Consider the following 24133-nt stretch of genomic DNA (forward strand, 5'->3'; position numbering starts at 1 on the left):
CATGACAATCGAATGGATCGCTGTTGATTGGGGAACAACTCATCTGCGGGCATGGGCAATGCAAGGTGACACCATTCTGGACCAGGCTCAGTCCGCAAGCGGCATGGACCAAATTCCCCGGGATGGGTTTCAAAAAGCATTGCTGGACCTGATCGAGGGCTGGCTTGGCGATGCCGCCATGGATGTGGTCGCCTGCGGTATGGTGGGTGCGCGTCAGGGCTGGGTTGAGGCACCATATTCCGCTGTACCTTCGGTTCCTGTTTCCGATGCACCTGTCCGCGTTCCGGCAACAGATCCCCGTATCCGCGCCTTTGTCGTACCCGGGCTAAAGCAAACCAGCCCCCCCGATGTCATGCGCGGAGAAGAGACACAGATCGCCGGTTTTCTGGCCCACCGGCCAAACTGGGACGGCATCATTTGCCTGCCCGGAACGCATACCAAATGGGTACAGGTCAGCGCGGATGAAGTCGTCAGCTTCCGCACATTCATGACAGGCGAAATCTTCGGATTGCTCAGCAATCAATCCGTCCTAAAACATACGGTCAGCGAAGGCTGGGACGACGCGGCTTTTGCCGAGGCTGTGGCGGATGCCCTGTCCCGACCGGAACAACTTGCCGCGCGCCTTTTCGGCCTGCGGGCCACTGATCTGCTGCAGGGTCAGGACTCCGGTGTCGCACGTGCGCGTCTGTCGGGATACCTGATCGGAGCGGAACTGGCCGCGTCCCGTCCCTATTGGTTGGGCCAGCAGATTGCCATTATCGGGGACCAAAGCCTCTCGGAAATCTATGCCATCGCGCTGAAACAGCAGGGTACATTTGTTGAAATAGCCGACAGCACGCAATCTACATTGGCAGGTCTTTTGCAGGCCCAAAATCTGACGAGGCAAACCGCATGAGCCGTCCTATCATTGCAATTCTGCGCGGTCTGCAACCCACCGAGGCTGCCGAAGTCGGGCAGGCCCTGATCGACGCGGGCATAGACCGGATCGAGGTGCCCCTGAATTCACCCGATCCGTTGACCAGCATCGGCATTCTGGCGGAACGTTTCGGCGATCGCGCATTGATCGGCGCCGGGACCGTCCTGACCATCGAACAGGTTGATGCGGTGGCCGGGGTCGGCGGCAAGCTGATCGTCTCGCCAAATTTCGACGCTGAGGTGATACAGCAGACGATCAAACTGGGCATACAAAGCTGGCCAGGCGTCTATACCCCGACCGAGGCCTTTGGCGCGCTCAGCGCAGGGGCAACCGGGCTCAAACTGTTTCCGGGCGTGATGGCGGGGCCTTCGGGCCTGGCCGCAATACGCCCGATCCTGCCCAAGGACGCGCTTGTCTTTGCTGTGGGTGGGGCGGGCCCTGAAAACTTTGCCGATTGGCTCAAGGCCGGGGCGGACGGGTTCGGGATCGGCTCAGCCCTGTATAAACCGGGAATGGCCGTTGCCGACATTGCAGAGCGCGCGCGAAAGATCGTCTTGGCCTATGACAAGGCCACCCAATGAGTGTCGTGTTTGACGACCGTCCCTGCGATCTGGGCGAAGGGCCATTGTGGCACCCGGAGCGCGCACAGCTGTTCTGGTTCGACATCACAGGCAACCGCCTGATGACCCAGAAGGACGGGCAACAGCAAAGCTGGCAGTTCCCCGAAAATGTCTCGGCCGCGGGCTGGGTGGACCAAGACACGCTGTTGATGGCATCTGAAACCGGGCTATGGCGGTTTGACCTGAAAACCGGCGAACGTGCCTTGGTTACCCATCTTGAAGCGGACAATACCGTCACCCGTTCCAACGATGGCCGCGCTGACCCCTGGGGCGGTTTCTGGATTGGTACCATGGGCAAGAACGCCGAACCCGGCGCAGGGTCCATCTATCGGTTCTGGCGCGGAGAGCTGCGGCGGCTGGTGCCGGATGTCACGATCTCGAACGCCATCTGTTTTGCGCCGGATCGCTCTTGCGCCTATTTCACCGACACGGTCACCAGACAGGTCATGCGCTGGAGTTTGGACCCGGAAACCGGGTGGCCAGAAGGCCAAAGCACCGTGTTCCTCGACCTTACCAAAGACCAGCTGAACCCTGATGGCGCGGTGGTCGATACGAGCGGAAATATCTGGATCGCCCAATGGGGCGCCAACCGCGTGGCTGCTTACTCGCCTGAGGGTCGGTTCCTGAAGGCAGTCGGTTTTGACGCGGCCCATGCCTCGTGCCCGGCTTTTGGCGGGCCAGACCTGACAACGCTGTTCTGCACCACCGCTCGCCAAGGGCTGGATGCGGCACAGATTGAAACCCAACCTACCAACGGAATGACCTTTGCCGCGCCCGACGCAGGCAAAGGTCAGGCAGAACACAGAGTCATCCTATGAACCCCAAACTTGGCGTTTGCTATTACCCCGAACATTGGCCAGAGGTGATGTGGGCGGACGATGCAGCACGTATGGTCGAAACCGGCCTGACATGGGTACGGATAGGCGAGTTCGGCTGGAGCCAGATGGAGCCCACGTCTGACGATCTGCACTTCGACTGGCTGGATCGCGCGATCGAAACCTTAGGTGCTGCCGGGTTGAAAGTGGTGCTGGGCACGCCAACAGCGACGCCGCCACGCTGGATGCTGGACAAATACCCGGACATGCTTGCCGTGGATGCGCAGGGTCAGCCGCGCAAGTTCGGCTCTCGCAGACATTATTGCTTTAGCCATACCGGGTATATCGAAGAATGCGTTCGGATCGCACGTGTCATGGGCGAACGCTATGGGCGCAACCCGCATGTCGCTGCATGGCAGATCGACAATGAATATGGCTGCCACGACACCACTGTCAGCTATAGCCAACCCGCCCTACACGCCTTTCAAAACTGGCTGGAAGGTCAATACAGCACGATTGGAACCCTGAATGCAGCGTGGGGAAATGTGTTCTGGTCAATGGAATATGACAGGTTTGATCAGATCGACCTGCCGAACCTGACAGTAACAGAACCCAACCCGGCCCATGTTCTGGCCTTCCGGCGGTTCAGTTCAGATCAGGTGGTGGCCTTCAACAGAGCACAGGTCGAAGTGCTGCGGCCCCTGACCGATGCGCCTTTGCTGCACAATTACATGGGGCGTGTGCTGGATTTCGACCACTTCGCAGTGGGTGCCGATTTGGATATCGCCACATGGGACAGCTATCCGATCGGGTTTCTATCTGACCGGCTTGAGGCGGATAAGGCACATAAGTCGGCCTTTCTGCAGCAAGGCGATCCCGACATGCAGGCCTTTCATCACGATCTGTATCGCGCTGTGGGGCGCGGGCGTTGGTGGGTGATGGAACAGCAACCCGGCCCGGTGAACTGGGCCCCTTACAACCCTGCGCCTCTGCCCGGTATGGTGCGCCTGTGGTCGCTTGAGGCCGTGGCGCATGGGGCCGAGGTGGTCAGCTATTTCCGCTGGCGGCAGGCGCCCTTTGCGCAAGAACAGATGCATGCAGGGCTGCTGACGCCGGACAACCGCTCTGCCCCGGCTTTGGCCGAGGCACGCCAAACCGCCGATGATCTGGCCGGGCTGGGAGCAATCACACAGGCCAGAGCGGATGTCGCGATCCTGTTCGACTATGCCTCGGATTGGGCCTGGGCGACGCAACCTCAAGGGGCTGGGTTCGACTATTTCAAACTGGTCTTTTCAACCTACCAAGCCCTGCGCCGGGCTGGATTGTCAGTGGATTTCCTGCCTGCGGATAACATCCCAAAGGCGGGATATAAGGTGATCCTTGCACCGGGTCTGGCGACCATCGGACCCGATCTGGAACAACGCCTGACCAATGGTTGTGATCTGGCTGTTCTGGGCCCGCGCTCTGGCGCCATCACGCAGGACTTTCAGATACCCGCAACTGGTCGCCCCGGGCTGACTGCACTGGATTGCACTGTCGATCTTGTGGAAACCCTGCCCCCTCAGGTGACCCGGGAAGTTGATGGTGGCGGCGCAGCCCGTCACTGGGTCGACCGCCTGTCAGGAAAGGCCCCGGGCCTTTTGACATTTCAAGACGGAACACCTGCCCTGAAAGGGACCAACCACATGTGGTATCTGGCCGGGTTCCCGGATAACACGTTATGGGATCGCGTGATCAGCATGGCCGCTGCTCTGACAGGCATTGCCTTGCATCCGATGCCTCAGGGTTTGCGGCGGCGCCAGACCGCCGGGCATACATTCCTGATCAACTACAATTCGGCGCCGGTTGAATGGAACGGCCGGATGATCGAAGCCTGTGATGTGTTCATTCAGGAAAATGACACGCCCGCCGAGGGGTAACCCCGGCGGGCGCAAACTGCGAGGCGCTTAGTTCGCCTGCAAACTGTTGGGATCAAAGGCACCGCCATTGCCCGAAGGCGTTTCAGTACCAGAATCCTCTTCTTCGTCACCCAGAGTATTCGGCGCAAACACATTGCCGAAACCGCTGTTATTTGAGGGTTTCGGGGCCGATTCCTGCGCACCCTCTCCCTCTTGCTCAGCCGCTTCCGCCTCGCGCTTTTTGCGCTGTTCTTCGCGCTGCTTGCGCAGCTCTTGAATACGCAGATCAGCTTCAAGGCGCTTTTGCTCTTTGACATCTGCGACACACTGAGCCGGATTGTAGGCGGTTGCGGTTCCGACCACAGTGATCGTGGCAACCGCAAAGACAACCAGCAGAACCGCAGCAAGGTTCCCGGCAAAGAAGCTGGGAAGCTTGATCTTGCCCGCCAGTTCCTCGACCGTGGCGTTCTTGCGTGCAGCAGCCACCAGTTCCTGTCGCTTCAGCTTGGCCTCGTTCAGCAGGGCAAAGAACACCGTCAGCGCCACGATGATGAAGGCCAGCGCCGAGATCGAGGGCGTGATGCCATAGCGCACCTTCTGCGCCAGTTCGATGGTCAGCGTCGGGTATTCACCAAAGGTGAAGGTGGTGGTGTTGTAGTTCTCAAACGAGGCCAAGAACGCCAGCACTGCCGCGCTGGCAATCGCCGGACGCATGAACGGAAGCATGATCTTGCGGAACGCCTGAGCATGGGTTGCACCCAGATCCAGCGCGGCCTCGGTCAGCGCCATATCATAGCGCTGCAACCGTGCCACCAGCACCAGCATGCAATAGCTGGCGATAAAGGTGGATTGGCCGATCACCGTCAGGAATATCCCGTTTGACAGGAAACTGTCGGCACCCAAGCCCAACATCCGGTTGATCCGGTCCCAGAACACCAGTGTCGAGATACCCAGAACAACGCCCGGGATCAGGATCGGCGCGATGATGACCGTATAGTAGGTCGCGCGCAGTTTTGGCCAGATCTGCGTCAGCATCAGCGCGCCCGCAAGACCCATCGCCACCGATAGAACCACCGTTCCGGCGCCGATGATCAGTGAGTTCTTGATGCCGTTCAGGATACGTTGGTCCTGAAACAATTCGCCAAACCACTGGAAGGTTAGACACTCCCACGGTGTCATCCTTGGGAATTCGGACGAGTTGAAGGCCGTGACTGACATGATCACCAGCGGACCCAGAAGGTACAGGAAGAACAGCACAAGGTAGACCCAGATGCTTACACGGAGGAAGGACAAATTCATTTCCCGATATCCCCCATATTCACCTTGAACAGGCGCATGACGGCCAGCACGAACAAGATACAGGTCACCAGCAGAACGATGGCGTAGGCGGCACCCTGCGGCCAGTCATTGTTGTCGTTGAACTGCTGATAGATCAGCTGCGTGAACCACAGGGAGGACGGCCCGCCCAGAATTTGCGGCGCGGCCAGCGCACCCGCGGACAGCATGAACACCATAGTACAGCCCGAACTGATCCCTGGCTTGGCATAGGGAATGACCACGCGCCAATGGATACGCCACCAGGGGGCTCCCAAATCTCGCGCCGCCTCGATCTGGTTTTTATCCAGACTTTCTATGACGTTATACATCGGGAAGATCATCAGCAAGATATAGGCATAGCCCAGCCCGGCATAGAGCGCGATGTCATTGCGGATGAAATCAAACGGCATATCCCAGACCCCCAGCCCAGTGAACAGCGTGTTCAGTACACCGGTTTCGCCAAAGATGATCCGCAGGGCAAAGGCGCGCAGGATCTCATTGATCCAGTAGGGGATGATCAGCATGATCGCAAAGATGCGGATGTGACTGCCCTTGGACTGACCCAGATAATAGGCGATCGGATAGCACAGGATCAGGTTGAAAATCGTAACGCATACCGCGGCCAGAAGGGTGCGGAAAAACACCCTCAGATCGACGGCGTTATAGTCCTGGCTGCCGCCTTCCGGGCCATAGATCAGGTATTTGTAGTTCTCCAGCGTATAGACATCCTTTGGCCCCCCGATCTCGGGCGGGGGCAGGTTTGGCCGGAATGAGAAATCCAGCATCGACAGCTGCGGCAGGATGATCAGGCCGATGGTCCAGAACAGGACCAAACCCAGTATCATCAATCCCATGCCGGTGCCGTTGCGGTTGAAGAATTCTTTCAGAAAATGGGGCATATTTTTATCCCCTTATTCCGCGGCCAGCTCACCCGCTGGAACCAGAACCGCATTATGGGTCTGATATTCCAACGTGATGGTCTGCCCGGTATGGTCATCGAAAGATTGGCCTAGATTGGGCAGCGATACCTTAATTTCCTTGCCGCCATCGCCTTCGGTGAAAATATTGAAGGCGTTACCTTCGAATTCTTCATGGTTCACGCGGGCGGTTACAAAATGGTCGCCCACTGCACCGTCCGGTGCAATCGCCAGCGCCTCGGGGCGAATGAACATCATCGCGTCATCGCCTTCTTTCAGCTTACCCTGATTTACAGTGGAAATCCGTGCAACCAGATCGCCGGATCGGTTGGTTGCAATCAGCGCCTCATCTCCCATGACTTGCTTGATCTTGCCGCGGAAAACGTTGTTTTCGCCAACGAACGACGCCGCAAAAGCCGTGTTGGGGTCATTGTAAATTGTCTTGCCATCGGCAATCTGGTCGATCACTCCTGCACGCATTACGGCGATATTGTCCGACATGGTCAGCGCTTCGCCCTGGTCGTGGGTGATGTAGATGAAGGTGATACCGACACGCTTCTGAATCTCGCGCAGCTCGGTGCGCATATGCTGGCGCAACTTCAGGTCCAGCGCCGAAAGCGGTTCGTCCAGCAGCAGTACATCGGGTTCGGCACATAGGGCGCGGGCAATCGCCACGCGCTGACGCTGACCACCCGAAAGTTCGCTGGGCAGCTTGTCACCCTGTCCCGGCAGCGCGATCATGTCCAACAGCTCATCGGCCCGCTTGCGGCGCTCGGCCGCGCTGGCGCCTTTGATCTCCATCGAGAAAGTGATGTTTTCCCAGACTTTCATCAGGGGGAACAGCGCGAGGTTCTGAAAGATCAGGGCAGTCGGGCGCTTGTTGGGCCCGATGCCGCGCATGTCATTACCACCGATCAGAACCTTACCCTCGCTGGGGTCCAGAAACCCCGAAACAGCGCGCAAAATCGTTGTCTTGCCGCAACCGGATGGTCCCAGGAACGAAAAGAAATCGCCCCCGTTTATGTTCACATTTGCGTCCCGCACCGCGACAAAATCGCCGAAACGGATCCACAGGTTTTCAAGATCTACACCGACCCCTGCACTCATTTTTGGTATCTCCGATTGATGCGCTTGGTGGTGCGCACCCAAATGGGTTCCGTCACGCAGTGGCGTGCGGGTTGGGAGCCCCCCGCGTTTGGCGGAGGGCACTTTTTTGAAAAGCTATCAGGCGCTTTTGAACTTGTTGACGAACTCGGTCCGGGTTTCCGCATACCAGGGCGCTTCGGCCGGCCACGGATTGAGGTTGGCCAGCGAGTCGCCCGGATAGGCTTCGGCGAAGTTCTTCTTGTAGGTGTCGCCCGAATATTGGTCGGCACCCAGAACGGGCGAGTTGTACCCGTGGCTGTCGATCGCAACACCGGCCGGTTTGGCCTGGTAGGCAAAGTCGATGAAGGCATAGATCTGGTCGATATTGGCAGCACCTGTTGGAATTGCCATACCATCAACCCAGGCCATCGCCCCCTCAACCGGAGCCTGATAATGCACAGGCTCACCTGCAGATTTAAGTGCCAGCGGCGGGCCATCCCATGTCTGGCCAACAATCACACCTTCGTTCAACAGACCGTTCTTCTGTGTGTCCGCGTCGTTCCAGATCAGCTTGATGCGGTTTTTACGTTCGATGCACCAATCTGCGATCTGACCCCAAACTTTGCGCATGGTATCTTCGTCGCCATAAGCGGCCCAGACGGAACCGGGCTCCATCTCGCCTGCGCGCTCCATGTACAGGCCTGCGCCCAGCATCATCGAGTGCGCGCGGCCCATGGTTTTACCTGCGTTTGCCTCGGACCAGACATCGCCATAGGACGGTGCATCACCTTCAGGCAGCCACAGGTCAGTCCGATATGCGATGCCTTCGGTGCCCCAGATATGTGGCAACCAATGCACACCGGAATCGCCAAAGTTCCAGGCATCTGTACCAATCGCTGCCATCGCCGGGTTCACCAGATCAATCGGAACCTTGTTCATGTCGAATGGCTGCAACAGCTCAAGCGGTTCCCACTGCAAAGACCGGTTATTGGTCGGCGACACGATGTCGAAACCCTGCCCCTTGGTGGCCTTCATCTTGTTGATGATTTCTTCGTTCGACCCGATACCGGTATAGTTCACCTTGATTCCGGTCAGTGTCTCGAATTCCTGCAAGAATGCTGGCGGCAGGTAATCGGACCACATCAGAATGTTGATCTCACCCGAGGACGCCAGCGCGCTTTTGCTGTACAGCGGTGCAGCAAGTGCTGCCGCCCCTGCGCTCTTCAAGATAGTACGTCTGGAAAGGTTTTTCCGTTCGGCCATATTCGATTCTCCCATAGTTGGACTTTCAGTCCTATTGTTATGCAATCACAGGCTAGAGGGTTGCTGCAAAGCTGTCAGTCCAAAAGGGACAGTTTGCAGAATTCATAGGTCCAGTTTGCAATCATGTCCGCAAGCTCTGGTTTACTTCCACTTCCAGACTGAGACACCATAGGATGGGATTTCTGAAGTACCAACAATATATTGCCGATTTTCGTCATCCGGCAGAACCTGTGCGGCAGCCCCGAAGTTGAACGCAAAGCCGAGGTCACCCCGCTGTGTAACACGAAGGTCCGGGTCACATTCCCGTATCGGAAGGCCCGCCCATGTCAGCGCTTTAATAAGGATCGACCGTAGCAACGGTCCGTTTGGGATCATCGCCAGATACATAGCCCGGTCCGATTGCACAATCGCCGGACTGCCAGCCTTGTAAGCACTTACGAAATGCGCGATTACCTGATTTTCGGTCTCGATGACTTCCCGCCAGCCCTTAAAATCAAAGGTTCCGGTGCTCTCGAGGCTTACGGATTCACCCGCCAGATCCGGCAGGGATTCGACGCGTACGACTTTTATCCCTGCAAGATCGGCCAACTCACCGGGAGCGAGATTTTCAGGGGTCCACATGTCCACAGTCTTGCTGCCCGCACGGGCACCGATCAGCAATTTGGCCTGGCTGTGGTGCAATCTCTTTGCCAGATCGGGCGAGATGATCATGTTTTGCGGCAATACGATCAATGAATACCCTGTCAGATCATCATCGGGACCAACGAAATCCAGATCGACCCCCAATGCACGCAGGCCAGCATACCAAACCCGGAAAATCCCGGCATTCGGGAATGCGTCATCTTGCGGCAGGATATCTGCAGCCCAAATGGATTCGTAATCCAACAGAATTGCCACAGCTGCCTTCTGCCGGGTGACTTCCGGCAGGGCAGCACGCTCTTGTGCAACCTGCGCCAGTTCCAGCGCGGCCTGATCCGGGCTGCCATCCGACCGCAGAAGCGCCGTGTGGAATTGTTCCTGCGCGAACTTCGCCTGACGCCATCGGAAGAACATCACTGCCTGTGCACCGTGGGCAAAAGCGGCCCACGTCCAAAGCCTGACCATCCCATCCGCTGGTGAGGGGTTCTTTTCGGCCCAGTCCACCGGGCCGGGCTGTTGTTCCAGAACCCACATTCGGCCCCTGCCCTGGCTGCGATACAAATCGCAGTGAAACCCCTGATAATCCGGCGCGCCTGTTCGCAGGTATCGACGTTTGTCTTCATCAGACAGTGACGATCCCAACAGGTTGCCCAGCGGATAGCTGTCAAAACCGACCACATCCAGATCCGCCGCAACAGCGTGATGGTCGAACTCAAAGCTGCCTGCCATGAAATTATGGGTAATATCGCGGCCCGGCGCAAACCTGCGCAGAATATCCGCCTGAGCGCGATTGAAATCCCGCACCCGGTCCGAAGAATAGCGGGCAAAATCCAGAGCATGGGTCGGGTTCGGGCTGGCCACCAAACTTATGGGCAGTTCGATCTGATCAAAATCGGAATAGAGCGACCCCCAAAACACTGTCCCCCATGTTCGGTTAAGCGCCTCAATCGTGCCATAGCGGTCTTGCAACCATCTGCGAAAACCGGTGCGAGCGGCATTGGAATAGCTCAGAACCGTATCGTGATCGTTATATTCATTGTCGATCTGCCAGGCACAAACAAATGGATTTTCGCCATATCGACAGGCATATTCCGTGGTGATCCGACGGGCCTCGGTCAGGTAGATATCGCTGGAAAAACAATAGTGTCGGCGCGACCCGAACCCACGCACCCGGCCATCCGGCCCCACTGGCAGGATCTCAGGGCAGTCATCCACTAGCCATTTCGGAGGTGCAGCCGTAGGCGTCGACATCATCACGCGCAAACCGGCATCGCCCAGAATTCCAATCACCTCGTCCAGCCAGCCCCATTCGAACCGGCCTCTTTCCGGCTCGATCAGGCCCCAGGTAAACTCAGCAATCCGAACCCAATCCAATCCCATATCGACCATGCGCTTAGCATCGTCGCGCCACAGCGATTTGTCCCATTGCTCGGGGTAATAGCAAACGCCCAGCTCAAGCCTGCTCATCGGTTTACCCGTGCGCTGCGGCGTTCGATCCATTTGAGGAAACTAGCGCAACCAAGCGTCACCACGACATAGAGGATCGCCGCTGTGTTGAATGGCGCGAAGGGCAGAAAACTTGAGGCCTGAAACTCGCGCATGCGTTGGGTCATGTCGCGAACCGACAGGATAGACAGCAATGAGGTATCTTTGATCATCGCGATAAACTCATTGCCCAAAGGCGGCGTCACGATGCGCAACGCCTGCGGCAGGATGATCAGCCGGGCAGTTTGCCAGCGGGACAGCCCAAGCGAGCCGCCTGCTTCGATCTGACCTCGTGGGATGGCCTCAATCCCTGATCGGAAAATCTCGGCCATATAGGCCGAATACCCTATGGAAATGGCGATGATGCCGCGAGTCATGTTGGTCATGTCGATGCCGCCACCTGTCGCATCCTTGACCGCACCGGCAAGCGGCAAGCCGATATAAAGGATGATGACCAGCATTGGAATGCCGCGAATGGTATCGACAAAAAACTCGGCCCCTACAGCCAGCGGATGCAGCTTGTGCTGTGCGCCTCCGACCGTCAGTGTCAGAAGCAAAAACCCAAAAACCGCAAAAGTCAGCGCCAGGTTACGAAACTTGTCTGGCAGAAAACTGGATTGCCAGATCACCGGATAGCCCTGCGTATGAATGCCAGCCGGAACAAAAGCACCAGATACGCTGTCGACGGTTGTGATCTGATCCAGTGCAGAGACGGCATCGGGGGCGCTGCGAATGCGATACTGTTGGCCTTCACCTCCGTCGAACTCTCCGAAGCGGATCAAATCCGCCTGGGCCTGCGGCGTACCCCGAACAATGGCAATTCTTGCTTCAGTACTGCCAACCAGAACAAAGCTCACCTTTGGTTGCATAAAAAAGAACGCCGACACGGCCAATAGTGTCAGGCTGATGGACCCATAGACAACGGTTGTCCGAGCTTTGGGCTTGAAGGACTGCAAACCGACCCAGACCAGACCCATAATGGCCGCAAAGATATAGGCAAAGATCGCTGCACGGAACGTTATCGCGACCCCGGTCGCAAATTGCCAATGCGCCAGAAACATCAGGTAAAACAAAACCAGCCCGGTCAGCAGTTCGAGTCCAATCTGAACATAGACTTTCATGGATTGTGGGAAACGGGCCGTAAGAGGGATCACCGCAACCACCATCGCAAACCCTACCAGCAGGGCCTGTAATCTCATTTGCACCTTTGCGACGATCTCGGGGAACAAGACCCAAGGTTGCGAAGATCGGTCAATGAACTCAGACGTGTTTTCGCTGAGCGCATTAAAGAAGACGGATTCCGCAAAGGGCATCAGCACCTGAGGCTGGACAAGTCCAAGGATCGCCAACCCGACCGAGGCCGGGATTGCCAAAACCGCCGCAACCCTCAACCAGTTCGGCGCTATCGTTTGAAACCGGATGTGGCGCGCCGAGAGATAGGCCAATATGGCCACAGCCAGTATCAGAAGAAACCCAACAAAAATGGGCCCCGCATTTTCACCAATCCCCAAAATGGCAACCAATGACCTCAGATATTTCGAGGATGAGGCAAACAGGTAGATGATGAACGGGGCAGCGGCGAGCAAAACAAGATTACTCGGCCGGATCGAGCTTAGGCGGATCATGGCGTCCCTCGGGTTATGCGTGACCCGGCAGGTTTTCCCGCCGGGTCAGAAAGGGTTTCAACGGCTCAATCAGTGCCCCAGTATTTGGCAACCAATGCGTCCATCGTACCGTCAGCCTGAATGGCGGCCAGCCCTTCGTTTATGGCGTCAACGGTTGCGTCGCCTTCCTGAAACACAATACCCAGTGGATCAGACTGAAGGCCTGTGATGCCTACAGCCAATTCCCCGGCAAATTCCTGTTCATATGCCGATGCCGAGGTTCCATCAATGATTACCCCCTGTACGTCAGCATTCTGAAGCGCCAGGATCGCAGCAGAGAAATTGTCATACAGGCTGACATTCTCGCGTCCCACCAGTTCTTCGGCCAGCTGGGCATTGGTGGTGCCGGTCTGCGCGGCCAGTTTCTGACCGCCTGCTTTGAAGTCATCCAACGTCATGTCGGCATTATCGACCTGCAGCAGGATGGCCTGGCTAACAATGATATAAGGCTCGGAAAAATCCATGTTCTCTTCGCGTTCCGGAGTGATTGAGACACCCGAGATCACGAGGTCGAACTCCCCTTGCTGAAGCGCGGCAAAGATCCCATCCCAGGCTGTATTTACGAAATTCGGGACGCAGTTCACCTTTTCACAGATCGCATTCATGACATCGACATCAAATCCCACAATCTGACCCGTGGACTCATCGACCGTCTCCATGGGCGGATAGGTGGCATCTGTTCCGATCTTAAGTACGCGCCCTTCAAGATCCGCTGCAAACACAGCAGGCGCGGCAAGCGCGGTCAGGGCGGCGGCGGCAAATAGGTTTCTTAACATCTCCGGTTACTCCTTTGTTGGTTCAGGTGTTTAGCGCCGCTTCTGGCGCGACTGTGTCAGGTTGCCGCTCGATCAAAATGGCCCTGATCTTTTTTTGTGTTTCGGACGGGTCAACCCCGTCCAAAGCCTTGAGCATATACTCACCCAGCAATCGACTGGTTTCCTCAATAGGGACGTAATAGGTGCTGGGCGGAGGGACAAAATAACGGCTAAGTTGCAGATCATCGGTCGAGATCACGGTCAGTTCGCGACCGACCTCAACACCCGCCGCATGGGCAGCAGAAAGCACACCCAGGGTCATGGCTTCGTTCGCGCAGATGATCGCGGTTGGCCTATCGGATAGCCGCATCAAAGCTTCAAAGGCATTATACCCCGTTCGCGCGGTCGTAGGCCCGCTGAAGATCAGGGCCGGGTCAACGGCCAGACCGGACGCTCTGAACGCCTGGGCATAGCCCGTTCGACGTTGCGTCGCATAAACCAGGTCATCCGGCGGGTTCACCAGGGCAATCCGGCGATGCCCCAAGGCTAGCAGTCGTTGCGTTGCATCGTGACCTGCTGCCTGACTGTCGATATCGACATAGGCATGTGATCTGCCGCTGTCGCTCATACCCATGGTGACAAAGGGGAAACCATTCTGTTGCAGATAGGCAATGCGCGGATCGGCGTGGCGCGTACCCGAGAATATCACCCCGTCTGCCAATCCGTTCTGAACGATTTCCTTCAGCGTCGCCATCGTTCCCTGCAGGCCCGCCACGCTGTGAACGCCAAGTTCATAACGCGACCCTTTCAAAGCCCGCGAAATACCCGCGACAATGCGAGTGAATTCGACACCTTCCCATTCTTCATCTGAATCAGGCGACACGCTGACCAGAACGCCGATGCGATAGGACTTTTTTGTCCGCAGCTTCAGCCCGTCCAGATTGACCCGGTATCCAAGCTGTTCGGCGGCAGACTGAATCTGCTGCCGCGTTTCTTTCTTGACGGTTTCGGCACCACGCAGCGCGTTCGAGACGGTTCCGACAGAAAACCCCGTCTGCTTTGCAATCGACTTGATCGTCGCGCGCGCCACTATGTCACCTCAACGCTGCGCATTCGCATCAACAGGTCATGTCCCGTCTGCAATGTTTGCGCGTGATCGGCAGTTTCATCATGTTCCACAAAAAGGTCAGCGCAGGGACTGTCAGCCAGAACACGCAGGACCAGAGGCCAGTCCACAACCCCCTGCCCCAGATTTCGCCAGCACTCGTCGCCTTGTCCGGCCAATGGATCGACGTCTTTAGCATGGACGGAAACGATCCGGTCGGAATAATGGCTCAGCAGTGCAGCGGGGTCAGAAAGCGCCGAATATAGCCAACCGATATCCGGCTGCCATCCAATGGCCTCATGCGACAGGACCATATCCAATGGCGAACCCTGCCCAAGATCGACAAGGTCAAAATCGTGGTTATGATAGGCAAGGCGCACACCGTCGGCAGACAGGGCATCAGCCCATTTCGCCAACCGGCCCGACACTGCCTTCCACCCCTCGGCGGTGCCGGGCCGAGCCTTGGGCGACAGCCAAGGCATGACCGCCACAGGGCATTCCAAAGCTTCAAGCATTCTAAGAATGTCATCAAACCGTGTTTCAAATTCTTCCCAGTCAAAATGGGCCGATCGAACAGTGAAACCAGCCTGTCTAACCACATTGGTAACCTGCTTGGGGGTAAGATCGTGGAACCCGACCGTTTCAATATCGGTGAACCCGCAGGCACGCACCAAGTCAAGCTGGGCCGCCAAATCCCCAACCTGCCGGACTGTGTATAACTGCGCTGAAACTCGCATTTCCACGGTTCTACCACAAAATGAAACGTTTCAATCAAGTTGAAACAGCATCAGGGGTCTTGTCAAGAACCGTGTTGGAAAGGGTTATTTCCGCATGGAAACACCCTGATGGAACAAATGAACCTTGTCAGGATTCGCAGAGACCATCACGGTCTTGCCCCGCATATTCTTCTGAACGCCCGGAAGCTTGGCAATAAGGGCATCCGTCCCATCCTCGACCGCGAAATATAACAACGTCACCTCACCCAGGGCTTCGGTAAAGTCCACGACTCCTTCGAGAATTGGATCGCCGTCAACAGACACAAAATCTTCGGGGCGCACGCCAACCTTCACCTGCTTGCCTTCGTCATCGGCCTCGGTTGCAATCGCCGAAACGGCCTTTCCGCCACCGTCCAGTTTTACGACAGTCTGCGCACCAGTTTGAGTGATCACTCCGGGCAGCAGGTTCATTGCTGGTGAACCGATGAATTGCGCGACAAACTCATTGTCGGGCGTCTCATACAGCTCCAGCGGCGTGCCAACCTGAGCGATCCCTTTGTTGGCCAGCACGACGATCCGACTGGCCAATGTCATCGCTTCGACCTGATCATGGGTGACATAGATCATCGTGCTGTCCGGCATCGCCTCTTTCAGGCGGGCGATTTCGATCCGGGTGGCGACACGCAGCGCCGCGTCCAGGTTCGAAAGCGGTTCGTCGAACAGGTAAACCTTGGGGTCACGCACAATGGCGCGCCCGATTGCGACACGCTGACGCTGACCGCCGGATAGCGCTTTGGGCAACCGGTCCAGATAAGGTTCAAGCTGTAGGATGCGGGCCGCCCGATCGACCGCGGCGCCGACTTCAGCCACCGGCATTTTGGCTATCTTCAGCGCAAAGGCCATGTTTTCGCGAACGGTCATATGTGGGTACAGCGCATAGCTTTGGAACACCATCGCGATGCCTCGCTGTGCTGGCGGCACATCGTTCATCACCTGCCCTTCAATCTCGAGCGTTCCGCCCGAGATCTTTTCCAACCCGGCGACCATGCGCAGCAAGGTGGATTTGCCACAGCCCGAAGGCCCGACAAAAACGATCAACTCGCCCCGCTCAATCTCAAGATTGATGTTCTTCAGAACATCCACATTGCCATAGGTTTTGGCGACATCTGTGAGGTTTAGCTCTGACATGGTTTATTCCTTCTCCCTCAACAGCAGGCAGAATTGTGCAGCACCCAGAGACACTGTCCCCGTTCCTGCGACGCCGCCCAACTCTTCCCCGATCACGCGCCAGTTCCCGTCTGGCAAAATTACTTCGGAACGTTCGGTACCGAGGTTAAATGCGCAGAACACCTCTTCTGCATGATCTTCACGCGTGAAGGTCAAAACGGTCCCGATCTGCGTCATGTTCTTTTGCGCCCCCAACATCAAAGCCGGATGGGCATGGCGGAATGCAATCGCACGACGATAGTGGTGAAGCATGGACTTGGGCTCAGCCTCTGATCGGTCCACGGCACGCTCGGCCTGAGGGTCACTGACAGGCAACCAAGGCTTGCCGGTGCTAAAGCCCGATTGTTCATCCTGCGCAGCCCAAACCATCGGCGTCCGGCATCCGTCGCGGCCCTTGAACTCGGGCCAGAATTCGACGCCATACGGGTCTTGCAGATCGTCAAAGGCCACGTCCGCCTCGGGCAGGCCCAACTCTTCGCCTTGATACAAGCAGGCCGAGCCGCGCATGCACATCATCAAAACTGCATGCTGTCTGGCGGCTGCATCGTCCAGACGCCAGCGCGACGCGTGACGTTCCACGTCATGGTTCGAAAATGCCCAGCAAGGCCAGGCATCACCTGCTTTGTCCTCGAGCTGATCAAATACCTGCTGTGCATAGCTGGCAGTCAAAGCGCGCTTTTCAAGGAACTCGAACGCATAGCACATGTGCATGCGCTTATTACCGCTGGTGTATTCGCCCATAATCTCAAGCCCACGCTGTGCGTCGCCCACCTCGCCCAGACAGGCGCGACCATCATATTGATCGGTCAGGGCCCGCAGGCGTTCCAGAAAGGCAATGTTCTCGGGCTGGCTTTTGGAGAACAGGTGGTCCTGATGGTTATACGGGTTTACCATCGGCGCGATTGAGGCATTGCGCTGCTCCACGGGCAGGGCAGGATTATCTCGCAACTTTTTGTCGTGGAAATAGAAGTTGATTGTATCCAGACGAAACCCATCGACACCCAGATCAAGCCAGAAACTGGCGACATCCAGCAAGGCGTCCTGCACATCCGCGCAGTGAAAATTCAGATCCGGCTGTGAGGTCAGGAAATTATGCAGGTAATACTGCAACCGCCGAGCGTCCCACTGCCAAGCCGAGCCCCCGAAAATCGACAACCAGTTGTTCGGCGGCGTACCGTCCGGTTTTGGATCGGCCCAGACATACCAATCGGATTTGGCGTTTTCACGGCTGGCGCGGCTTTCGCTGAACCAGGGGTGCTGATCTGACGTGTGCGACAGAACCAGATCGATCATCACCTTCAACCCCTGGGCATGGGCGTGATCCAGCAGGTCCCGAAAATCCTCCATCGTGCCGAACATCGGATCAACATCGCGATAGTCGCTGACGTCATATCCGAAATCCTTCATCGGAGATTTGAAGAAGGGCGAAATCCAGATCGCATCAACGCCCAGAGAGGCAATGTACCCCAATCGCTGGGTGATGCCTTTCAGGTCTCCGATCCCGTCACCATTGCTGTCCTGAAAGCTGCGCGGATAGATCTGATAGATGACGCCACCACGCCACCAGTCAGCGGCCACCTTGGTTGCATTGGAAAGTTCTGTTGTGTTCTGCACGTTCATCAGACGCCTCTATTTGACGGACCCGGCCAGCAGGCCTCGGACCAGGTATTTTTGCATTGCGAAAAAGACAGCCAGCGGCACAGCGATCGAGACGAAGGCCGCCGTGGCAAGGATTTCCCAGTTCCCACCGCGCGTGCCCAACAGCTCGACAATCCGGTTTGTCATCACCGTGGTCTGGCCGGAGGCGTCGATCAGGAACACCTTGGCGACCAGCAGATCGTTCCATGTCCAGAGAAACTGGAAGATCGCAAATGACGCCAGCGCCGGAAAGCTGAGCGGCAGGATCAGTTTGGTAAAGATCTGGAACTCGGTCGCGCCATCAACGCGTGCGTTTTCGATCAGATCGCGCGGCAGCCCAGCCATGTAGTTGCGCAACAGGTAGATGGCCAATGGCATCCCGAACCCGGTATGGGCCATCCAGACTCCCAGATAACCTTTGCCTATCCCGATACTCAGGTGAAATTTCAGCAAGGGGATCAGTGCCAGTTGCAGCGGCACCACCAACAGGCCAACAACCGCAGCGATCAACAGCGCCCGACCGGGGAAATCCATCCAAGCCAAGGCATAGGCGGCAAAGGCGGCCACTAGGATCGGAATGATCGTCGCAGGTATCGTGACCGTCAGCGTGTTGAAAAACGCCCGCCCCATACTGTCAGTGCTGTCTTCAGCAAGCAGGACCTTGTGGTAATTGGCCAGGGTGAACTCGGGAGGCAGTTCCGCCGTCACAAAGACGCGCACGCCGCGACTGCCGGTGAACTCTTCGGTGTTTTCCATCCGGTACTTGCCGTCGGCATCCACCGTAATAGTACCGCCCTTACGCAGTTCCGCGGTATCGCCCGGTACAAAATCATCGATCGCACGAGAACTGATGCCCCATTTCGAGATCGCCGCCTGCGCGCCGGTTTCAAACAGGTTGCCTTCGATCATGTAAACGCCATTCTCCAGCACCTGAGTTTCAGGTGCTGCAGCGCGCAGGGTCAGGTTCTGCTCGGATGGGAACAACGACCGCCACCAGCCGCTTGTGGCAATCTGGTCAGCCGTGCGGAAGGATGAGATCAACAGCCCCAGCGTCGGCACCACCCAGAGCACGACCAGAAAAAGAACCGAGGCATGGACAGCCCAGCGAAGGGCGGGTTTGGTTCCTGCTATATCGCTCATGGCCTACTCCATCTCTTTGCGCGCATTGCGCACATTCCAGACAAGGATCGGTGCCACCAGCAGCATGATCACCATGGCCGAGGCCGAGCCCACGCCCCAGTCATTGGCGCGAAACAGCTTGTCATACATGTAATTGGCCAGAACCTGCGTTTCCCACTGGCCGTTGGTCATGGCAAACACGATGTCAAAGACCTTGAGCACGGTGATGGTGATCGTGGTCCAGACCACTAGGATGGTGGTTTTGATTTGCGGCACTTTGATACGGAAGAAAATCTGGAACGGATTGGCCCCATCCAGAATGGCAGCTTCGATGGTTTCCTCGGGAATACCGCGCAGGGCGGCCGACAGGATAACCATGGCAAAACCGGTCTGAATCCAGACCAGCACCACCATTAGAAAAAAGCTGTTCCAGAAAGGGATGGTCAACCATGTCTGCGGCTCTACTCCTCCGAAAAAGATGTAGAGCGCGTTCAGCATCCCGATCTGGTCCTGCTCAACCGGACGGGTGTCATAGACCAGCTTCCAGATCACCGAGGCCCCCACGAACGAGATGGCCATCGGCATGAAAATCAGAGACTTGGCGATGTTGCCCCAGCGGATGCGGTCGGTCAGCTGAGCCACCAATAGGCCAAACGCTGTCGACATTGCAGGCACCACGATCAGCCATAACATGTTGTTGCGCATGGCTTCCCAGAATTTGGGCTCTTGCGCCATCTGGACATAGTTATCCAAGCCCGCCCACTCGTACCCGCCGCCAGGAATGCGCTGCGTCAACGACAGGCGCAGCGTTTCCACCACCGGGTAAGCCAGATACAGGCTTAATGCAGCCAATGCGGGAAACAGGAACAGCCATGGGCGGATCATGCTCGCTCGGTTGATGTTGCGGCCTGCATTGGGACCGCGCGCCGGGAACAGAATTTTGTCCAGAAACTGATTAGACAGGTAGAAATAGCCCACACAGGCTGACACGCCGATTGCGATGGTCAGCAGGCCCTGAAATGCCGGATGCATGACGCTTCTCCCTTGTGACGGTTAGCTTGGGCAACCCGATGGTGCGGGTTGCCCAACCCCGGACGCTTAGTCCAGCGCATCCCAGGATGACTGAATTTCATCCGCCACTTCTTGGGCAGAGGCACCGCCTGCATAATCAACCATTCCGGTCCAGAATGTTCCGGCGCCTACGCCGCCCGGCATCAGGTCAGAACCGTCAAACCGGAACGTCGTTGCACCAAGAAGAATGTCGTTCATCTTTTTCAGCGTCGGATCCGAGAAGACCGAAGTATCTACCCCCTTATGCGGGGTCAGAAATCCGGTCAGCGCCATCCAGGTCTCATGCGCTTCAGGTGTTTGCAGATACTCGATCAGCGCATGTGCACCGGGACTGTCATTGGTGATTGCCCATAAAGTGCCCGCACCCAGAACCGGGCTGCCAAGGTCTTTGCTTTCATAGGCAGGGAAGTAGAAGAAATCCGCATCTTCCCCGACGATGGTGCCCTCTGGAAAGAATGCCGGAATGAATGAGGCCTGACGGTGCATGTAACATTGCGGAGGAGAGCTGAACATGCCTTTCGGGCTGTCGCGGAAATCCGTCGTTGCAACAGCACCGGCGCCCCCTGCGACATAGTCTTCATTGCGGGCAAAGGCCCCGAATTCCTCAATGGCCGCGACGACTTTTGGATCGTTGAACTTCAATTCATTGGCAACCCAAGCGTCGTAATCCGCGGGGGATTGTGTACGCAGCATCATATCCTCGACCCAGTCGGTCGCAGGCCAGCCAGTGGCCCCACCCGAACCCAGGCCAATACACCATGGCGTGCCGCCATCTGCCACAATCTGATCGGACAGAGCCTTCAGCTCTTCCATCGTGGTCGGCACCTCATATCCCGCATCCTCAAAATTCTCGGGCACAAACCACACAAGGGATTTCACATCGACCTTGTAGAAGAACCCATAAAGATGATCCTGACCGTCCGGCCCCGGATAGGTGCCGAGATCGACCCAGGATTGCCCAGCGGCATAGTTGTCGCGAATCCAGTCCCCTGACCCTTCTCCCAGTGGCGTCAGAAATCCGGATTTGGCCATATCCGCCGCCAACCCAGGTTGCGGGAAAACGGCAATATTCGGGGCCGATCCGGCCTCAGCATCAATACGGATTTGCGATTCAAAACTGTCCGAACCGACATAAGCGTATTCATGCCCGGTCGCCGCCGCAAACCCATCCAGAACCTTTTCGACATTCTCTTGGTCCGGCCCCAGCCACGGGCCGAATACGGTAACCTTGTCGGCCTGTGCGACGCCCCCGACCAGGGTAAATGCGGCAACGCCAGCATAAAGCGAGTGTTTCATGAATTTCTCCTCCCAACGATATCTCGCGCCTTAGGTTTCAAATTTCCAAAGCGCTTTGGCTGGAGTGAGTTTATGCGCTAACAGCCTCCACCTGTCAACGATTGCTTTGCGAAGGCCCATAAATATAAATATCAAACGAGATGTTCGTAAAATCTGTTGACCACCAGAGAAAATGCCCGCAAAAACAGTAATACGCAGTAATTTGTAGGCGCTTTGAACAAATATGAACCTAAAGCAGCTCTCTGAAATCCTTGGTTTGTCCCAAACAACCGTCAGCCGTGCGCTGAACGGATACCCTGAGGTCAGCGAAGCCACGCGCACAAGGGTTCAGACCGCCGCAACAAAACACGGGTACCGCCCGAACAGCCGGGCCAAGGGTCTGGCGACAGGTCGATCACACGTGATCGGGCACGTGATTCCCAGCTCATCCCAGCATGAAATGGTGAACCCAATCTTTGGCGATTTTGTCGCCGGGGCTGCTCGTAGATATGCCGAACACGGCTATGACATGATGTTCACCAGCGCCGACGACACATCTATTGAACGCGCTTATCGCGACCTGTTTCAGCGTGGTGCCGTGGACGGTGTCGTTCTGCAGGGCCCCAAGGTGAACGAGCAGCGGATTGAAGTCCTCAATCGCATGGGCGCGCCCTTCATTGTGCACGGACGATCCACTGGAATTGACGCGCCCTATGACTGGGTTGATGTGAACAACAAAAGCTCGTTCATGCGCGCCACCCAGTTTCTGATTGACCTGGGGCATCGACGGATCGCCCTTATCAACGGACTTGAAGATATGGATTTCGCCCAACGCCGCCGGGCCGGTTACCTGCAGGCCCTGAATCAAGCCGGTCTGTCACCGGACCCTGAATTGATGCGCAGCGCCGAGATGACAGAGGTATATGGCCACCACGAAGCGCGCGATATGGCTCAACTTAAGAACCCTCCGACCGCCATCCTGGTTTCGTCGATGATTTCGGCCATCGGAGTTCGGCGGGCATTGAACGAAGCAGGGCTGCAGATGGGCCGCGATGTTTCGGTGATCGCCCATGATGACGACCTGTCCTATCTGAAAAACGGGCAGGATGTACCGATCTTCACCGCCACGCGATCCTCGGTTCGGTTGGCCGGTGAAATAGCTGCCGAAATGCTGATCGAACGAATAAATGCGCCCGAAGACCCGGCCAAAACTAGATTGCTGGAGGCTGAGCTGGTAGTTGGCGGCTCGACCGGCCCCGCCCCCAACAGGTTCTGAATATGATATACAACCGCACTGATTTCCCCAAAGATTTCCTCTTTGGCGTCGCAACTTCGGCCTATCAGATCGAAGGCCACGCACAGGGAGGGGCCGGGCAAACCCATTGGGATACCTTTGCCAGGACCCCCGGCAATGTTGTGCGAAATGAAAACGGGGATCTGGCCTGTGACCACCTGAACCGGTTCCCGCAGGATCTGGATCTGGTGCGCGATGGCGGCTTTGATTGCTACCGGTTTTCGACCAGCTGGGCGCGGGTGCTGCCCGAAGGCCGCGGTCAGGTGAATGAGGCCGGGCTGGATTACTATGATCGGCTGGCCGATGCGCTGCTGGAACGCGGTATCCGCCCCTGCGCCACGCTTTACCATTGGGAGCTGCCCTCGCCGCTGTCCGATCTGGGCGGCTGGCGCAATCGCGATATCGCCGGGTGGTTCGCCGATTTCACCGAGGTCATCATGGGCCGCATCGGCGATCGGATGTACAGCGTCGCCCCCATAAATGAGCCGTGGTGCGTCAGCTGGCTCAGCCATTTCGAAGGCCATCACGCCCCGGGTCTGCGCGACATCCGTGCAACCGCCCGCGCAATGCACCACGTCCTTCTGGCCCATGGCAGCGCCATCGACGCGATGCGGGGCCTTGGCATGTCCAACCTGGGCGCGGTTTTCAACCTGGAATGGGCCGAACCCGCAGATGACAGCCCCGAAGCGCGCCGCGCGGCTGATCTGTATGACGGCATCTACAACCGGTTCTTTCTGGGCGGCGTTTTCAACAAGGCCTATCCAGACAACGTTCTGGAGGGGTTAGAGCCCTACCTGCCCGCTGGCTGGCAGGATGATTTCGACATCATCGGTACGCCGGTCGATTGGTGTGGTCTGAACTACTATACCCGCAAGTTGATTGCGCCTTCGGAGACCACCTGGCCCAGTCTGCAGGAAATCGCCGGCCCGCTGCCCAAAACTCAGATGGGGTGGGAGATCGAACCCGCCGCCCTGACCCGGTTTCTGACCCGCACCAAGCAGGATTACACCGGGGACCTACCGATTCTGGTGACGGAAAATGGCATGGCCAGCCCCGAACGGCAGCAGGATAGCGACCGGATCGACTATCTGAACCAACATCTATCGGCGGTACAGGACGCCTTGGCACAGGGCGTGCCGATCAAGGGTTACTTCATCTGGTCCCTGCTGGACAACTACGAATGGGCGCTGGGATATGAGAAGCGGTTCGGCCTTGTGGACGTGGAATTTCAGACGATGGAACGGACACCCAAGGCATCCTACACCGCAGTACAAAAGGCCCTGACGGGAGGCACCGTGTCCTTGCCGCTGGCG

General features: G+C 57.2%; 19 protein-coding genes and 1 pseudogene. 6 read left to right on the forward strand and 14 right to left on the reverse strand.

All coding sequences use genetic code 11. The annotated features are described in order from the left end of the window. Window position 1 precedes the first annotated feature (1 nt). Genes AC2FLB_RS08300 through AC2FLB_RS08315 form a run of 4 tightly spaced genes read left to right on the forward strand, consistent with a single transcriptional unit; the run spans window position 2 to window position 4270 of the window. Window positions 2–895 carry a 2-dehydro-3-deoxygalactonokinase gene (locus AC2FLB_RS08300; protein WP_496691364.1) on the forward strand — a complete coding sequence of 298 codons (894 nt, stop codon included), beginning with the start codon at window positions 2–4 and terminating at the stop codon, window positions 893–895. Further along, a complete protein-coding gene (locus tag AC2FLB_RS08305; protein ID WP_496691365.1) occupies window positions 892–1497 on the forward strand; it encodes a 2-dehydro-3-deoxy-6-phosphogalactonate aldolase in 606 nt (201 codons plus the stop codon). The genes AC2FLB_RS08300 and AC2FLB_RS08305 overlap by 4 nt, the downstream gene beginning before the upstream one ends. Further along, window positions 1494–2354, forward strand: coding sequence for an SMP-30/gluconolactonase/LRE family protein (locus AC2FLB_RS08310; RefSeq protein WP_496691366.1), 861 nt, complete (start codon window positions 1494–1496; stop codon window positions 2352–2354). Before AC2FLB_RS08305 ends, AC2FLB_RS08310 begins: the two co-directional genes overlap by 4 nt. Next, on the forward strand, window positions 2351–4270 hold the full coding sequence (locus tag AC2FLB_RS08315) for a beta-galactosidase (protein WP_496709037.1): 1920 nt from the start codon (window positions 2351–2353) through the stop codon (window positions 4268–4270). Before AC2FLB_RS08310 ends, AC2FLB_RS08315 begins: the two co-directional genes overlap by 4 nt. Before the next feature lie 27 nt (window positions 4271–4297). Here AC2FLB_RS08315 and AC2FLB_RS08320 read toward each other — a convergent pair whose 3' ends face one another. From AC2FLB_RS08320 to AC2FLB_RS08385, 14 genes are all read right to left on the reverse strand, one after another. Next, window positions 4298–5548 (reverse strand): ABC transporter permease, encoded by a 1251-nt coding sequence (locus AC2FLB_RS08320; protein WP_142636150.1) that lies wholly within the window; start codon window positions 5546–5548, stop codon window positions 4298–4300. Continuing rightward, entirely contained in the window at window positions 5545–6465 is a 921-nt protein-coding gene (locus tag AC2FLB_RS08325; RefSeq protein WP_142636148.1) for an ABC transporter permease, read from the reverse strand. Before AC2FLB_RS08325 ends, AC2FLB_RS08320 begins: the two co-directional genes overlap by 4 nt. Before the next feature lie 12 nt (window positions 6466–6477). Further along, window positions 6478–7590, reverse strand: a complete 1113-nt coding sequence (locus tag AC2FLB_RS08330; protein ID WP_142636146.1) for an ABC transporter ATP-binding protein — start codon at window positions 7588–7590, stop codon at window positions 6478–6480. A gap of 117 nt (window positions 7591–7707) precedes the next feature. After that, a complete protein-coding gene (locus tag AC2FLB_RS08335; protein WP_496691368.1) occupies window positions 7708–8832 on the reverse strand; it encodes an extracellular solute-binding protein in 1125 nt (374 codons plus the stop codon). A gap of 141 nt (window positions 8833–8973) precedes the next feature. After that, entirely contained in the window at window positions 8974–10971 is a 1998-nt protein-coding gene (locus AC2FLB_RS08340; RefSeq protein WP_496709038.1) for a beta-galactosidase, read from the reverse strand. After that, window positions 10935–12581, reverse strand: a complete 1647-nt coding sequence (locus AC2FLB_RS08345; RefSeq protein WP_496709039.1) for an amino acid ABC transporter permease — start codon at window positions 12579–12581, stop codon at window positions 10935–10937. Before AC2FLB_RS08345 ends, AC2FLB_RS08340 begins: the two co-directional genes overlap by 37 nt. Window positions 12582–12646: 65 nt before the next feature. After that, window positions 12647–13396, reverse strand: coding sequence for a basic amino acid ABC transporter substrate-binding protein (locus tag AC2FLB_RS08350; RefSeq protein WP_142636138.1), 750 nt, complete (start codon window positions 13394–13396; stop codon window positions 12647–12649). A 22-nt stretch (window positions 13397–13418) separates the two neighbouring features. Further along, window positions 13419–14465, reverse strand: a complete 1047-nt coding sequence (locus tag AC2FLB_RS08355) for a LacI family DNA-binding transcriptional regulator (RefSeq protein ID WP_496705183.1) — start codon at window positions 14463–14465, stop codon at window positions 13419–13421. Next, window positions 14465–15217, reverse strand: a complete 753-nt coding sequence (locus AC2FLB_RS08360) for a sugar phosphate isomerase/epimerase family protein (RefSeq protein WP_281972972.1) — start codon at window positions 15215–15217, stop codon at window positions 14465–14467. The genes AC2FLB_RS08355 and AC2FLB_RS08360 overlap by 1 nt, the downstream gene beginning before the upstream one ends. Before the next feature lie 84 nt (window positions 15218–15301). Beyond that, window positions 15302–16384, reverse strand: coding sequence for an ABC transporter ATP-binding protein (locus AC2FLB_RS08365; RefSeq protein WP_496709040.1), 1083 nt, complete (start codon window positions 16382–16384; stop codon window positions 15302–15304). 3 nt (window positions 16385–16387) lie between these two features. Next, window positions 16388–18043, reverse strand: coding sequence for an alpha-amylase family glycosyl hydrolase (locus AC2FLB_RS08370; RefSeq protein WP_496709041.1), 1656 nt, complete (start codon window positions 18041–18043; stop codon window positions 16388–16390). A gap of 9 nt (window positions 18044–18052) precedes the next feature. After that, window positions 18053–19201, reverse strand: a complete 1149-nt coding sequence (locus tag AC2FLB_RS08375) for a carbohydrate ABC transporter permease (protein WP_496691375.1) — start codon at window positions 19199–19201, stop codon at window positions 18053–18055. Window positions 19202–19204: 3 nt separating this feature from the next. Next, window positions 19205–20212, reverse strand: a complete 1008-nt coding sequence (locus AC2FLB_RS08380; RefSeq protein WP_282021727.1) for a carbohydrate ABC transporter permease — start codon at window positions 20210–20212, stop codon at window positions 19205–19207. A gap of 66 nt (window positions 20213–20278) precedes the next feature. Further along, complete coding sequence (locus AC2FLB_RS08385) at window positions 20279–21547, reverse strand: ABC transporter substrate-binding protein (protein ID WP_282021726.1); 1269 nt, start codon at window positions 21545–21547, stop codon at window positions 20279–20281. A gap of 223 nt (window positions 21548–21770) precedes the next feature. On the opposite strand from AC2FLB_RS08385, the gene AC2FLB_RS08390 reads away from it, so the two are divergent. Both AC2FLB_RS08390 and AC2FLB_RS08395 read left to right on the forward strand, forming a co-directional pair. After that, window positions 21771–22802, forward strand: a complete 1032-nt coding sequence (locus AC2FLB_RS08390) for a LacI family DNA-binding transcriptional regulator (RefSeq protein ID WP_496701951.1) — start codon at window positions 21771–21773, stop codon at window positions 22800–22802. 2 nt (window positions 22803–22804) lie between these two features. Continuing rightward, window positions 22805–24106: pseudogene (locus tag AC2FLB_RS08395) on the forward strand (GH1 family beta-glucosidase); the annotation flags it as partial. Between the last annotated feature and the right edge of the window lie 27 nt (window positions 24107–24133).

The sequence above is a fragment of the Ruegeria sp. CDSA236 genome (assembly GCF_059611285.1).

Excerpts from the sequence above, each read along its gene's own strand:
- AC2FLB_RS08300 (WP_496691364.1), top strand. The coding sequence starts at position 2 with ATGACAATCGAATGGATCGCTGTTGATTGGGGAACAACTCATCTGCGG.
- AC2FLB_RS08305 (WP_496691365.1), top strand. The coding sequence starts at position 892 with ATGAGCCGTCCTATCATTGCAATTCTGCGCGGTCTGCAACCCACCGAG.
- AC2FLB_RS08310 (WP_496691366.1), top strand. The coding sequence starts at position 1,494 with ATGAGTGTCGTGTTTGACGACCGTCCCTGCGATCTGGGCGAAGGGCCA.
- AC2FLB_RS08315 (WP_496709037.1), top strand. The coding sequence starts at position 2,351 with ATGAACCCCAAACTTGGCGTTTGCTATTACCCCGAACATTGGCCAGAG.
- AC2FLB_RS08320 (WP_142636150.1), bottom strand. The coding sequence starts at position 5,548 with ATGAATTTGTCCTTCCTCCGTGTAAGCATCTGGGTCTACCTTGTGCTG.
- AC2FLB_RS08325 (WP_142636148.1), bottom strand. The coding sequence starts at position 6,465 with ATGCCCCATTTTCTGAAAGAATTCTTCAACCGCAACGGCACCGGCATG.
- AC2FLB_RS08330 (WP_142636146.1), bottom strand. The coding sequence starts at position 7,590 with ATGAGTGCAGGGGTCGGTGTAGATCTTGAAAACCTGTGGATCCGTTTC.
- AC2FLB_RS08335 (WP_496691368.1), bottom strand. The coding sequence starts at position 8,832 with ATGGCCGAACGGAAAAACCTTTCCAGACGTACTATCTTGAAGAGCGCA.
- AC2FLB_RS08340 (WP_496709038.1), bottom strand. The coding sequence starts at position 10,971 with ATGGATCGAACGCCGCAGCGCACGGGTAAACCGATGAGCAGGCTTGAG.
- AC2FLB_RS08345 (WP_496709039.1), bottom strand. The coding sequence starts at position 12,581 with ATGATCCGCCTAAGCTCGATCCGGCCGAGTAATCTTGTTTTGCTCGCC.
- AC2FLB_RS08350 (WP_142636138.1), bottom strand. The coding sequence starts at position 13,396 with ATGTTAAGAAACCTATTTGCCGCCGCCGCCCTGACCGCGCTTGCCGCG.
- AC2FLB_RS08360 (WP_281972972.1), bottom strand. The coding sequence starts at position 15,217 with ATGCGAGTTTCAGCGCAGTTATACACAGTCCGGCAGGTTGGGGATTTG.
- AC2FLB_RS08365 (WP_496709040.1), bottom strand. The coding sequence starts at position 16,384 with ATGTCAGAGCTAAACCTCACAGATGTCGCCAAAACCTATGGCAATGTG.
- AC2FLB_RS08370 (WP_496709041.1), bottom strand. The coding sequence starts at position 18,043 with ATGAACGTGCAGAACACAACAGAACTTTCCAATGCAACCAAGGTGGCC.
- AC2FLB_RS08375 (WP_496691375.1), bottom strand. The coding sequence starts at position 19,201 with ATGAGCGATATAGCAGGAACCAAACCCGCCCTTCGCTGGGCTGTCCAT.
- AC2FLB_RS08380 (WP_282021727.1), bottom strand. The coding sequence starts at position 20,212 with ATGCATCCGGCATTTCAGGGCCTGCTGACCATCGCAATCGGCGTGTCA.
- AC2FLB_RS08385 (WP_282021726.1), bottom strand. The coding sequence starts at position 21,547 with ATGAAACACTCGCTTTATGCTGGCGTTGCCGCATTTACCCTGGTCGGG.
- AC2FLB_RS08390 (WP_496701951.1), top strand. The coding sequence starts at position 21,771 with ATGAACCTAAAGCAGCTCTCTGAAATCCTTGGTTTGTCCCAAACAACC.